The 13,050-nt window shown below is 45.9% G+C and carries 14 protein-coding genes; 2 read left to right on the plus strand and 12 right to left on the minus strand.

Annotation, left to right across the window (positions count from 1 at the left end):
- Window positions 1–5: 5 nt before the first annotated feature.
- From ACXAH6_RS06890 to efp, 7 genes are all read right to left on the minus strand, one after another.
- A complete protein-coding gene (locus ACXAH6_RS06890) occupies window positions 6–440 on the minus strand; it encodes a DUF4262 domain-containing protein (protein WP_474875909.1) in 435 nt (144 codons plus the stop codon).
- Window positions 441–908: 468 nt separating this feature from the next.
- Entirely contained in the window at window positions 909–1,211 is a 303-nt protein-coding gene (locus ACXAH6_RS06895) for a hypothetical protein (protein ID WP_474875910.1), read from the minus strand.
- 119 nt (window positions 1,212–1,330) lie between these two features.
- Window positions 1,331–1,774, minus strand: coding sequence for a hypothetical protein (locus ACXAH6_RS06900; RefSeq protein ID WP_474875911.1), 444 nt, complete (start codon window positions 1,772–1,774; stop codon window positions 1,331–1,333).
- 153 nt (window positions 1,775–1,927) lie between these two features.
- Window positions 1,928–2,389, minus strand: a complete 462-nt coding sequence (locus tag ACXAH6_RS06905; RefSeq protein WP_474875912.1) for a hypothetical protein — start codon at window positions 2,387–2,389, stop codon at window positions 1,928–1,930.
- Between the two features lie 69 nt (window positions 2,390–2,458).
- Window positions 2,459–3,181, minus strand: a complete 723-nt coding sequence (locus tag ACXAH6_RS06910) for a TRADD-N-associated membrane domain-containing protein (protein ID WP_474875913.1) — start codon at window positions 3,179–3,181, stop codon at window positions 2,459–2,461.
- Between the two features lie 194 nt (window positions 3,182–3,375).
- Window positions 3,376–4,350 (minus strand): elongation factor P--(R)-beta-lysine ligase, encoded by a 975-nt coding sequence (epmA, locus tag ACXAH6_RS06915; protein ID WP_474875914.1) that lies wholly within the window; start codon window positions 4,348–4,350, stop codon window positions 3,376–3,378.
- A 45-nt stretch (window positions 4,351–4,395) separates the two neighbouring features.
- Window positions 4,396–4,965: an elongation factor P gene (gene efp, locus ACXAH6_RS06920; protein ID WP_474875915.1), complete on the minus strand. Its 570-nt coding sequence runs from the start codon at window positions 4,963–4,965 to the stop codon at window positions 4,396–4,398.
- A 32-nt stretch (window positions 4,966–4,997) separates the two neighbouring features.
- Here efp and epmB point away from each other — a divergent pair, with 32 nt between their 5' ends.
- Complete coding sequence (epmB, locus tag ACXAH6_RS06925; RefSeq protein WP_474875916.1) at window positions 4,998–6,035, plus strand: EF-P beta-lysylation protein EpmB; 1,038 nt, start codon at window positions 4,998–5,000, stop codon at window positions 6,033–6,035.
- Here epmB and ACXAH6_RS06930 read toward each other — a convergent pair.
- Window positions 6,026–6,217 (minus strand): hypothetical protein, encoded by a 192-nt coding sequence (locus ACXAH6_RS06930; RefSeq protein ID WP_474875917.1) that lies wholly within the window; start codon window positions 6,215–6,217, stop codon window positions 6,026–6,028. The two genes, epmB and ACXAH6_RS06930, sit on opposite strands and share 10 nt — an antisense overlap.
- A 109-nt stretch (window positions 6,218–6,326) precedes the next feature.
- On the opposite strand from ACXAH6_RS06930, the gene priC reads away from it, so the two are divergent.
- On the plus strand, window positions 6,327–6,641 hold the full coding sequence (gene priC, locus ACXAH6_RS06935) for a primosomal replication protein PriC (protein ID WP_474875918.1): 315 nt from the start codon (window positions 6,327–6,329) through the stop codon (window positions 6,639–6,641).
- 68 nt (window positions 6,642–6,709) lie between these two features.
- Here the strand turns inward: priC and ACXAH6_RS06940 are convergent, their stop codons facing one another.
- The 4 genes from ACXAH6_RS06940 to prsT form a co-directional block, all read right to left on the minus strand.
- Window positions 6,710–7,984 carry a hypothetical protein gene (locus tag ACXAH6_RS06940; RefSeq protein ID WP_474875919.1) on the minus strand — a complete coding sequence of 425 codons (1,275 nt, stop codon included), beginning with the start codon at window positions 7,982–7,984 and terminating at the stop codon, window positions 6,710–6,712.
- 71 nt (window positions 7,985–8,055) lie between these two features.
- Window positions 8,056–8,751 carry an HAD family hydrolase gene (locus tag ACXAH6_RS06945; protein ID WP_474875920.1) on the minus strand — a complete coding sequence of 232 codons (696 nt, stop codon included), beginning with the start codon at window positions 8,749–8,751 and terminating at the stop codon, window positions 8,056–8,058.
- Window positions 8,752–8,928: 177 nt separating this feature from the next.
- Complete coding sequence (locus ACXAH6_RS06950) at window positions 8,929–10,038, minus strand: collagen-binding domain-containing protein (protein WP_474875921.1); 1,110 nt, start codon at window positions 10,036–10,038, stop codon at window positions 8,929–8,931.
- A gap of 79 nt (window positions 10,039–10,117) precedes the next feature.
- Complete coding sequence (gene prsT / locus ACXAH6_RS06955; RefSeq protein ID WP_474875922.1) at window positions 10,118–12,898, minus strand: XrtA/PEP-CTERM system TPR-repeat protein PrsT; 2,781 nt, start codon at window positions 12,896–12,898, stop codon at window positions 10,118–10,120.
- Between the last annotated feature and the right edge of the window lie 152 nt (window positions 12,899–13,050).

Here is a 13,050-nt window from a genome sequence, read left to right on the forward strand (position 1 = left end):
GTTTGTTATACGACTTTTACCGCCTCAGCCTGAACAGTGAGCTGACAACCTTGCTCACAAGGTAAAACATTGTTCTTATCAGGCCAGAGCATTACTAAAACTTCAAATGGCTTTTGATAGTAGTCTTTCGCTGCCCCAGCATATTCAGACAAAAATTCAGGTTTCATCCTTTTAAATATGACATCAAAATTCCCATTTAATACGTCTTTAACTTTTTCGTTAGCCTGAAAAACAAGTCCACTTTTAATGTCAGCGGCCAAATTTGAAAGTAGCGTGTGCATGACATCTTTTGATAAGCCGAAAATCATAACTTCAGGATGTGAATAAGATTCTTCAAAGCCAATAGAGTATGCGAAGCTTGGCAGCTTTTCATTTTCGTCAAACACGTACTGAAACTGCCATCCATGCGTTTTGATATTTTCAGAAATTTTGGAATTCATAATCTAGCCGTATAACGCTAAGCTAAGGGGCACAAACGCGTGGGGCATAATAGCGAAGCGCCCCGCGTGTTTGTGTCCCAGCAGGCTGCGTCAGCGGACTGCGTCTTAAGTGTTTTGTTATGTGCGTTCACTCATTAGCCTGTTGTGGTATGTCGTTTTTTAAGACAAGGATAGCCAAGAAAATGATGGCCAACGGTGGAACAAAAGCTGTTAAAAGTCCAACGAATGCAGTGAGAGAGGGTGTTTGAGTTTTGCGTTTGCCAAGTTGGTACCCTACAACCACCATAAACAAAGCTATAAAGGCAATAACTTGGCCTGCAATTGTTGCATTGATATTAACAAATAATTCCTTTTAGTTTTTGCTTTACGATAGCACATAACACCCCACTAAGGGGCAATTACACGTGGGCTATAATACGGAACGAAGTGACGGGAGCCCACGTGTAATTCTCCCGCTTGCTTGGTTTGTTATGTGACGCTCTCCCTGCGAGGATCGCCGTTAAACTCTATAATAACTTCTTTATGCTCGGTGCAAATACAAATGGCGTTATCACTAAGCCAGTTAATTCCAATAACCGAGTTAATGGTATTTTCATTATGAAGCATCTCTTCGCGATATTGCAAAATGCCTGAAAAGACCACTTTTAAAACAATATGCATGTTTTCTGGATTATCGACTAATGCCAGAATCAGTTCTTTGGAAAGAGGGCTATAAACCATATAGCTTAAATATGGCGAGGCCCCATGAAGTAATTTATTCGTAACATCCATGTATAGCTACCCTTTGGCACATAACACTTAAATATGGGGCACAAACAGGCAGGCTATAATGGCGAAGCCGCCTGCCTGTTTGTGTCCCAGCGAACGAAGTGAGTGGCTTGAGCGCCTTGTTATGTGCAAGTTTGTTCACCTTGAGTTTTGTTTAAGCTTAATAAAGTGAAACCAGATATAACAACAATTGTTAAAGCGACCAAGTTAAATTCGATAGATTTACCGACTAAATTGAACAGTATTTCCAAGTCAGTGGAAAAGGAAACATTAAATCCTACAGAAATAACATAATTATATGATTCAGTAATTAGACCGAAAACTTGGATAGCGTATACCCACAAACAGATGCTGACCCCAACTCTTTTTTTTCTAAGTACAAATATGCCCCCCAAAATACTGCCAACGATCGCGCCACCCGAAACCAGCCAATATAGGGTCTCTTTCCAAGAGGAAAAATTGAGAAGTCCTGAAACTACATTCTGGCCGTAAAAAACAGCAAAAATACTGTTAATAAGGACGACACTTAAAAGAAGAATTGTGAGCACATTGTGCTGGTTAAACATTTATTATCGAGTCCTTGATTTAAACCACATAAGTGATTGCACATAACGCTAAGCGAAACGGCAGTTAACGCCAAAGGCCGTTTGTGTATAGTTGCGTCAGCATACACAAAAAGCGCCGACGCGTTAACTGTCCGATTTGAGCGCCTTGTTAGGCTAATACACACCAAACCTGCCAACTCTATATGTAAAGACTTTCTCCTGCGCCCTACCGGTTTTTAATGGAGCGCACACACCAGTAACTTCGCCCTTTGTGGTCACAAGGGAACCAGCCTTGTAACCAAGCAACGGACTATTACAAATATTTCTAAAGCCTACCAAGCGATATTTAGGCTCTCCATATTCTGAGAAAGGCGGTTCTGCAAGTTTCTTTAGCTCTGATATATAAACAGCTAAATATTGCTGATGATTGTTTCCCTGACTAAAACCTTCAATAGTAAAGGTTACATATATAAACCTACCTGAATCATCAGGCTTTTCCGAGATCGACTTTTTAACCAATACTGAATATTGATCTGATAGTAAATCTGTAAGCTTATCAAGCTCCTCAGTAGAAAGAACCCCCGCATATAAAAGCGAGCTAGATAGAAATAAAATTAAAGAAAATAGATACTTCACTCGATTCTTCCCAGAGCCTAACGCCTCAAGCTGCGGCGCGAAGCGTCCGACAGCCTTGACTTGTTAGGGCTAGCCTTCACTAGAACCACCATTCATAATTGAGTGAAGGTCAATTTCTTTTGGTTTTAGCCCCGCCATATGTAAAGCGATTTGAGCTTTAACCGTGCTTTTTATTTGTACATCTTCAATAGACTCTACTAATTCCCTGGCGCTTCTCATTTGATTATCTGTTCGTAGACGATCATAAAGTGCTGTTGCGCGTTCGCGAGTCTGCTCGGCTTGCCTGAAGAATAAGAGTGCAACCGCATCTATAACTGCACCAGGAACAATTTTAAGTAGGCTGGTAAGGTTCTCAAGATTGACACCACTAGCGGAATATATGATAAATGCAAAACCAACTGTCGCTGCAATAACACTAAACCAAAACTGAACCTTTGCTTGGGATAAAGCTTGCTGGTGATAGCCAGTTACCAAGTCTTGAACCAGTTCAATTTCTTGGGTCCCGTGCTCATTATGGATAACAAGATCACCGCCAATTTCGAAACTCTGCGATACAGCCTCACTTAATTGATCTGGCGTTTGCTCTCCTTCTGGAAGGCGTTTGGAAATCTCCTCTATTGCTCTTGCTTTAGCTTCTTCTGCATGGGATGAAACTGATTTGGCTAGTTCTTCGACTCTCTTCTGCTGTATTTTATCTTGCTCTAATTTTTTCTTAGATATATAGCTAGCCAAAACCCCACTTATAAAAGTAAAGAGAGCTGCAATTAATGATATCAATGTGTTTTCTAGCATAGCCTCTCCTGATTGGCCCTAACAATTAACTAACTCCCACTACGTCCAAACCAATTACACAAAAGTAGGAGCATCTTTAATTAATCATACTAACCATTTGAATTTACAAAGTCACCCATCGCGTGGTGTAGTTAAATACACCACTATGGTGGGCTATTTTTGTAACGGCAAAATTTCGTTGAAAGCGTTTAAATCTAAGCCCTAGCAACAGGAAATGGAATGACGTCTTGGATGTGAGTAGCGCCAAGTTTAATCATCAGTAAGCGATCGATGCCCATGGCAACGCCTGCACATTCAGGTAAGCCTGATGACAATGCTTGTAGAAATCGTTCATCTACGGGAGCGGGTTCTAGGCGGTAGGTTTGGCGTAGGCGGTTGTCTTGTTCAAAGCGTTTGCGCTGCTCGTCGGCATTGGCCAGTTCGTAAAAGCCATTGGCGAGTTCTGCGCCTTTAAAATACACTTCGAATCGGTCTGCCACGCGTTTATCGTGCTGGTTAATACGTGCAAGAGCAGCTTGGCTGGCGGGGAAGCTATGAATAAAACACGGTACCTCGGTACCAATATTTGGCTCTACCACATAGCTAAACAACAACTGCATTATGCCATCGGGGTCGATGGGGAAGTCGCTGCTAATATCAATATTAAACGTTGTGAGCCTGTCGGCCAGTTCGGCCTGTGAAGCGGTGAGTGGGTCTATGCCTACCTGCTGCTTAAATGCCTCTTGATAGCTCATGCGTTCGGCTTGGCCGGTGCTGAGCACGCATTGCAATAGCGCGTCCATTTCGTCCATGAGCTGTTCATGGTCAAACCCAATGCGATACCACTCAAGCAAGGTAAATTCTGGGTTGTGCCAGCGGCCAGAACCTTCGTGTCGAAAGGCTTTACCTAGTTGATAAATTGAAGTTTGGTAGGCGCACAGCAAACGCTTCATCGCGTATTCGGGCGAGGTTTGCAGGTACAGGGTTTCTTTTTTCCCGGTTTCGCTAAAATCAAAGGGCGTGGCGAATGGGTGCAAATGCACATCGGTAATCGTACCGTGTGACAGTACCTGCGTATCCACTTCTAGCACCTTGCGCTGTGCAAAAAATTGACGAATGTCGGCAAGGAGTTGGGCGCGCGCTTGTAGCGCTTCAAGAGAGGCAGTCGGCTGCCAGTGAGATGTAGTCATAAACAAGTGGTGGGCGCACCTTGTTGTGTACGCCCACGGTGTCGATTACTTCTGCGCGCGCGATGCGTATTCGCCGCTACGGGTATCAACTTTGATCACTTCGCCCGTTTGTACGAACAAAGGTACACGCACAACCGCGCCTGTGCTCAACGTCGCAGGCTTACCGCCTGTGCCCGCAGTGTCGCCTTTTAGGCCAGGGTCGGTTTCGGTGATTTCTAACTCAACAAAGTTAGGCGGTGTTACCGTGATTGGAGAACCGTTCCACAAAGTGATGGTGCAAATGTCGTTTTCTACCAACCATTTAACGTTTTCGCCTACGGCTTTTTCGTCAGCCGCGATTTGTTCGAATGTTTCGTTATTCATAAAGTGGTAGAATTCGCCATCGGTATATAGATAGGCTAGTTCGGTGTCGATTACGTCGGCACCTTCAACAGATTCACCTGAGCGGAAGGTTTTTTCTAAAACCTTGCCAGAAATCAATTTACGGATTCTTACGCGGTTAAACGCTTGGCCTTTACCAGGTTTAACATATTCGTTTTCAAGAATGTTGCACGGCTCGCCGTCCAGCATGATTTTAAGACCAGCTTTGAATTCGTTAGTGCTGAAATTAGCCATAATTCCTCAGTCAACAATAGGTTTAGCAGTTAGTGGCGCAAATAATACAAAAAAAACGCATTGCTGTAGAGCAGAACTGGCAAAAAGAATTAGCAACAAGCTTTACTACGCCAGAGGCTTTGCTGGATTACTTGCAATTAGATGTGTCTGATTATGGCAAGAATGGCGATGCGCGTCAGCTTTTTCCTATGCGCGTGCCGCAACATTTCGCCAGTTTGATGGAAAAAGGCAACTGGCAAGACCCTCTACTCTTGCAAGTGTTGCCGGTATCAGACGAATTCATCACCCTACCCGGTTATAGCCAAGATCCGCTAGAAGAGCATGACACGGCTGGCCGAGGTATTCTGCACAAGTACGATACGCGGGTATTGCTGATTGTGCGTGGTGGCTGTGCGATTAACTGTCGTTATTGTTTTAGACGCCACTTCCCCTATGGCGACAACGCCATGAACAAGGCCCAGTGGGAAAAAGAACTGGCTTACATTGCAAGTAACCCAAACATTAACGAAGTGATATTCTCAGGTGGCGACCCGCTAATGGCGAAAGATGATCACCTCGCTTGGCTGGGTCAGCAAATTAGTCAGATTGCCCATGTGAAGCGCTTGCGCATTCACACCCGTTTGCCTGTGGTGATCCCCAATCGTCTTGATAGCCAGTTTGCCCAGTGGTTTACCGAGTTACCCATGCAGCGCATTATGGTGCTGCATATTAACCACGCCAATGAGGTGTCGGAGTCGTTAAAGCTGAAATTACATGCTTTACGTCAGCAAGGCGTAACCTTGCTCAATCAAGCGGTATTGCTCAAAGGTGTGAATGATACGGTAGAAGCTCAAGTGGCGCTGAATGAAGCGGTGTTTGAAGCGGGCGTATTGCCCTATTACTTGCATACATTAGACAAGGTAGACGGCGCGAGCCACTTTGACGTGCCTCTGGAAACGGCGCGGCAACTAATGCAAAACGTGGTAAAGCGCTTGCCAGGCTTTTTGGTTCCCAAGCTCGTTAGCGAGATTGGTGGCCAGCCCGGCAAAACGCCGATCGACTTGCGTCTTCATCCCAACGATCAGGCGTAGGTATCGATGTTGGCTCCTACAGCCGGATTTGCCGAAGATGGTTTTGGTACGTCAGCTGCCGAATCTAGCAACTGAAGCGTCGCTTGTCCCTCTTGTTTCTGCTGATTTTTAGCCAGCTTTAGAGAGGCCAACTCAAGTGACGCACCGGACGTTCCAGAGGCATTTGCACCTTGTAGATCCATACCAGTTTCCTTTATTGCTTGTAGCAAAGTTTAAAAGTGGGCAGAATTGCCCACCTCATTACATTATCGACAACACTTGAATAATCTTTAATCTTTTTTTGGAGTGCCAATGGACGCTATTCATACTCACTTACAGGACACCATTCAAACCCTGTATCGCAAAGCCATTGACGCCGACTCGGCCATCAACAAATTACAACAAGAACAAAAAGGCAAGTTTCAGGCAATTTTTGCTACCGACAGTGGCTTTACAACTCAAGCCCGTCGCTTCTCGCCCTATATCGAAGAAATTGCCCAAGACTGGCAAGCGTTGAAAAACATGGATGAAGCAGAAGCCAAAGCCGCCCTTGCACCTTTGGTGAAGAAAATTGAATTGGCGCTAGTGACCATTCAGCAATTTTCAGAGAGCTTGAAAGGGCAGTAAACCTGCCCCGCTATCTATAAGTTAGGCCATTAGTAAGAACGACAGTGTCTAGCTAGCGTTTTACGCCATTATTGATAAAGAGGTAGCGCATCAACACGGCGCTTCACTTCACTCACCTGCGCTTGATACGCCGGGCTGTCTACTTCGCCAAAGCGCGTGTCAAATTCGGCTTTACTCATACCTTCAGGTAAGCCGTTGATAGAAGGGATAATATTGCTTTCAGTCACTCCACCCGCTAATTGGCGCTGCGCGTCATAAGCTTTGGCAGGGTCGAGTAGTAACCGCGCAAACGCAATGCCCGACATATCCGCCGCTAAATCCACAAAGCTATACCCTGATCCGCCCATCGCGCGGTCCATTAGCTCTTTGAATTCGCCAATGGCCATGGTCACATTTTCACGAGAAACCACTTCCAATGCGGCTGAAATAGTAAAGTGCTGTGCGAGGTCATGGCGGCGGTGCAATACCGCTGGCGCAGCAGGCTTTAGGGCATGGTTGGCGTCGGGCTGCACATCACCTACCAAATTAGCCATACGATGATGACCAATAAAAATTGCCAATGCCATTAACGCGGCTTCATTGTGTGCCACAGCGTTATCACGTTGGCTACGGCCAGCCGCTTCTGTCATTACCAGTTGCACATAATCGCTAAGCGACTGGCTCTGCAAACGTTTGGCTGGCAAGGTGCTAGCTAAAAACTGTAAGTAATACGCCGTTTGTTGGCGCAGTTCGTCGTCTTGGTCCATCGACAAACCTGTGCTCAACGTATTGAGTTCATTGAGTAAGGCATCAAGTGGTTCAATGGTTAGTATTACGCCGTCGTTACTCATGTCTACTTTACTAATTTGGGCTTTGGCGTTGGTCGCCACTTCACTGTGTGTCCAGTTGTCCACCAGCCACACCACACTGTTTAAGGCCAAATCGCCCGGTAAGCGTAAATCTCCCACTTTGATGTAATCAATGGCGAGCTCTTCGGCGGGTAACAAACGGCTTTCAATATTAAAGTAAAAGTCATCTAACGGAGCCGGTAACGGCATCGACGCGGCGATCAGAGTGTGATGCTCAGTTACTAGTGCATCAGCATTCAAAGTGGGAACGGCGCGTTGTAAAAAGCCCACTAAGCTCTCTACCTGCTCTTTACTCACTTCCACCGTGTGAGGCTGATACCGCGAAGAAATACTCTCTTTTACCTGCGCCATCAACGCGGTAACGGTTTCAGCATCATCAAGCCTAGCCGGTGATTGGGAAGGAATTTGTGGCTTGCTGTCGATAAGTAAAAATACAGCGCCACCAATGACCGTAACACACAAAAGAACTAACACGGCCAAGGTTCTGAAAATCATAGGTTATCGTCTCTATTAATCTTGTTCGGCAAAGCCGTTCACGCTCTGGACTGCAGTATTCCGTATATTGATTATTTGATCAACGGCTGCATTTCTGTCTGCCACCATTCCAATAAACACGAATACTGACGAGACGCGGTAGAAAAATCGTGATGTATAGACAGTGGTGTGGGTAAGGCGACACAAGCAAGTCCAGCGGCAACGGCGGCTTTTAACCCGTGTTCGGTGTCTTCCACGGCCATAGCTTCATTGGCGCTAAGGCCCAGCTGCCCCAAGGCTTTTAAGTAACAATCGGGGGCTGGCTTGCTGTGCTCAACATCTTCTACCGCTACCACAGTGCTGAACATGCCTTCAAAGCCATAAGTGCTGACTGTTTTTTTCACCGACAAGCCGGTTCCACCCGTTACAATAGCGAGGGTGATCCCTGCGTCGTAACAGGCATGCAACACTTCTTTAGCGCCGGGCATAAGGGGGAACGCTTGCTTTGCCAGAAAGTCAGCGGTAATTGCCTGTTTCTCAGCCGCCAATTGAGTAGGCGGCACGTCCAAATTGAAATGAGCAATCACATCTTTTGCATTTTGCGGCACGGGGATCCCCGCCATCACTTCATTGTAAAAGGCTTCGTCTACGGCTACGCCGTAAGGCTTTAGCGCCTGATTCCACAACGCAAAATGCGTGCTTTCAGAGTCGATGAGCGTACCGTCGTGATCAAATAAAATCGCTTTGGGTAGGCTATTGGGCAATGAAGCTGATAACGAAGAAGACATAAACATCCTTGAAACTAATAACGCGGTATAGCTACCTAGCTTGCCACAAAACAAACGTAATTTATTAAAAAATCGGCCAATAGCGAGAAATCAAGAGCAAGGAGTACTGAGTAATGAAACAGAAACGAATTAGAGAAGAAGATAGGTGGTAGGTGAAGAGCCTACCACCGTAAAATATTATGCGAATTGCTGTACTAGGCGCATTTTATGGCGAAGTGGCCTGAACGCGACCCAGCATAAGCCCAAGAAAAACAGTACGCTACTCGCTGGTGCACTCACCACCACCGAATCACCACTTCCCGGTGTATCAGGGCCATCAACACCTGGGTACAAACCATTCCATAAGTTAGCTTGCGCCCCTGAGTAACTGGTCCAGCTTTTTGCTATCACTTGGCCACTTAAATCACCAGACACAAAAGTAAAGTCGGCGTTAGGCGCTAAAATGTTACCGTAGAAACCACTGTTTAACGTAATGGTTTCTGCTTCGTAAAAGTTATAAATGATGTTACTCGGCATGTTTTTCTGACCGCCCACATAGGCCGTATCACCACTGTATTGCTGGGCTAGGTCGTCGTAATAGGTTACCCAATCCAAATCTACGTTTGTGCCGCTTACATTCACAATAATCGGCGTGTCAGGGTCGAGGTTTGACGAGAAAAAGTCAGTGGCGTTTTTCAATGTGTCAGCATCTATACTCAAGATCAACGCGCCAGTTTCGTCCACAGCTGTTTGGTCAGGTGTAAAAATAAATTGCTGAGTACTCGTCCACCACTCATTACCCACCGCTACAATTTCGCCAGTGTCGGTCATATCGGCCAACGACTCAGACAGTGTAGTGAGGTAATCAAACGCAGAATCAAAGTCGATACCGTCTGCGGCGTAATCGTCGTTTACTTCACCCATGGCGTAGTTGTCGTTGCTGGTTTCTGAGGTTAGTGTGCCGTTGTAGTAAAGGTCGCCGCCCAAAACCACATTACCTTTAATGTTGTCAGTACGGCTGGTGTATAAGTCGCCTTCTACTACCAATACATCAGAATAACCGCTGCTTTCTTGCCAAAATTGCACACCTTCACGCGACGTGCCAGGCTCGTAGTTCACCGCAACATCGTAGTTGGTAATATTAGCGTTGCCGCCTACGGCGATTTTACCTTGTGAATCGGACCACCCTTGGTGAGTGAAGTCGTTTTCGACAAAAATGTTGTAGTCGGCCGCAACCCCGAGGTCGACGTCCCATGCAGTTGCTGGGAGCGAAAATAAAAAGAAAAGTGTCAGAAATAAACGACGCATGACAATAACCTCAAAAAAGACGCGTGCATTTTAATTGATTAAATAGCAAACAACAATCGTTACCACTATATTCATTAGTCTATTCATTAACGATAGTTTTTAACGTTAACATCAGCGCCCTCGCCTCTGCCCGTTCAGCAAATACAGCCGATGACAGCATGGCTTTTTGTACCAGAGTGTACGCTTCTTTACTCCGCCCCAATTGATGTAAGGTAGCGCCCAAATGGTAATTTAAACTCGGTTCATTAGCGTGGAATGTTTGCGCGGTACGCAAGTATTCCAAGGCTTTATGGTAGTCACCGTCTTGATAGTAAAACCACCCCACCGTGTCATTAAAAGCGGGGTTTTTGGGGCTAAGCGCCAGCGCTTTATCAGCCATCATCCGTGCTTTTTGGGGGTCGGTGTTTTGTAGTAAATATGCCAGTTTATGAAAGGTGACTGGGTTTTCGCTAAACGCTAAGCTGTCTTCTAACACCCGAATGCTATTGTTCACCTGCCCGGCCGATTTAAAAGTACTGGCGAGCAAATAGATGGCGCTCAGATCTTGCGGAAACTGCCCTATCCAAGACTGCATTAGCTCAATGGCTTGCGGCCACTTTTTCTCATTCAACAGTACCCCAACATAGCTTTTAAAGTGCTTTTTCGAGCGAGTTTTCTCAAACAAGCTTTTAATGCGGGTTTCAGCTTCGTCGGCCTTATTCGACACATTGGCAAGGTTAAAGCCCAATTCAGCTACCGATGTCACATTGGCCGCCTCGCTTTCAAGCTGGGTAAACAGTGTCCATGCATTATCGTAGTCTTGCTTGAGCATGGCGAGCTGAGTCGCTAAATACAAAAGTTGAGTATTCGGCATGGCTAACGCTTCGCAGCGTTGGTAAATTTTTTCTGTTAACGCTACATCTTCCGACCACATCGCCATTTCAAATAATGCCAGCAATTTAGGCGGCTTATCGTAAAACATGGCGTATAACGTGTGTAACTGGTTGTTCGATACAGGCTTACCTAATTGGCGGTCGAGGTTAATCGACAGCATCAGCAAGTCTTCATCTAACCTGTTTTTGGGTAGCCAGGTGTCTAATAACGACTGAGCGCCGCCAAAAGCGCCTACGCGGCTGTACACTTCAATTAACGACTTGGCGGTTGCTAACGTGGGTTCGTTTTCGTACACCGCTTCAAGTAAACCTTTTGCTTCGCCATAGGCGCGTCGTTCAATGGCCAAACTCGCTTTGAGCAATTTTACTGCGTCGGTGTCTTGCTCAATACTTTTGAGGTAGCGCTCGGCGTCTGGGTAGTTTTTATCGTTCAATGCCAAGCTCGCCAACGACATCAGCGCAGGAACAAAATGAGGCTGTAATTGAATAGCTTGTTTAAAAAACATCAACGCTTTGTCGCGATCGCCAACCACTAAGCTTAAATCACCTGCCAACTTGTGCCCTTCTGGGTTTAAAGGCTGTTTGCTAAGCAGCGCAGAGGTAACTTTTGCAGCTTCACTGAACGCTTGAATACGTATCAACAGTCTTGCTAGTTGCAGGTCGAGTAAGTATTCGTCAGACCGATAATCGGCGCTTAGTAAGGCGTGTGCTTTTTCAATATTACCGTCGGCGATATACGTCGCCGCGAGATGATTCCTAAACGACAAGTTATGTGGGAAACGCTTCAACGCATCTCGCAGCGCAACTTGATAAGAGGCTAGCGGTAAACGAGCTTTCGCAACCGATAACATGTTTGCCGTTTCGGTTTCGTCGTCAGGGCGGCGAGACAAATATTGGCGATAATAGTCGTAAGCATTGTCGAGGTTACCCAGCTTCACTTCTGTATCTGCAATGAGCTTGTAAACCACAATGTCGGAGCCGTCGGCCACTTTGTATTTGTAAAAATTGCGGTTCGCCTCGGCATAACGTTTAGTCAGGTAGTTAACGTACCCAGACAACAAATACACCTGAGACGGCGGTATTTTGTCGAGATCAATTGATGACAATTGGGTGCTAATGTCTTTTAACGCGCGCTCAACTTCTTTGTTGTTAATGTCTTGGGAACCAGAAATCACGGCGTACAACAATTTGGCGAAAGGGTTCTCGGGGAGCTTTTCACGCAGACTAATACTGGCTGCAAGAGCGTCATCTGCTCGGCCCATTTTCTTTAACAACAACGCCGCTCCAAACAGGCCAATGGTATTGTCTGGAGCTTGCGTTAATATAATGGAGTACTGCTCGTAAGCTTGCTGGAGTTGTTCTTGCGCTTCCAAACTGCGAGCTTTAATAAGCCTTGCTTGAATGTCGCTGGGTTCGGTTGCCAATATCTCGTTGGTTAGCTCAATGGCATCGTTGTAGCGCAACTGTCGGTTGGCCACATCTGCAAGCACTAACTTGGCCGCAACCAACCCCGGTTTAATCATTAACGCCCGTTCAACCAAAGCTTTAGCGGCAGGTAAGTTTTCTTCCTGTACTGCCAACCTTGCCCGCAGCGTCATAAGCTCGGGGTTGTCATGTACGCCGTACTGTTCGAGTAACGCTATTCCTTCTTGGGTTTTGTTCAGCTGTATCTTGCTTTCAACTAACAAAGGTAAAATCACCTTCACGTCGGCATTTTCGCTCAACGCCACACTGAGGGCATTTTCCGCATCAAGAAAGTCTTCCTGATAAAGGTAAATTTTCCCTAATAACAAGCGAGAAGGCGTGTACTTGGGCGCTTTCGCCAAACTGTTTTTGAGGTGAATAATAGCGGTGGGATAATCTTGCGCTTCAAAGGCCTTGAGTGCCTTTTCGAAATGCTCTGCGTAGTCTTGAGCATGGCTAGAAAAAGCCACAAGACTCACGCCCAATGCCAATATGCACGGGCGTACAACTTTGCTGAATAACACGTACGGTCTTCCTATAACTGAGCAATAAAAACAGAACACTCACGACAGGCATGAGAGTTCTTGTCCTTCAACGTCAACCCATTCCTTGGTTTTTAGTAGTGTTATTATTCCGTGGAATTCTACACGTTAAGGCGTAGATGCAGGCAATTTGA

It is taken from the genome of Alteromonas sp. ABE4_545, from assembly GCF_056161325.1.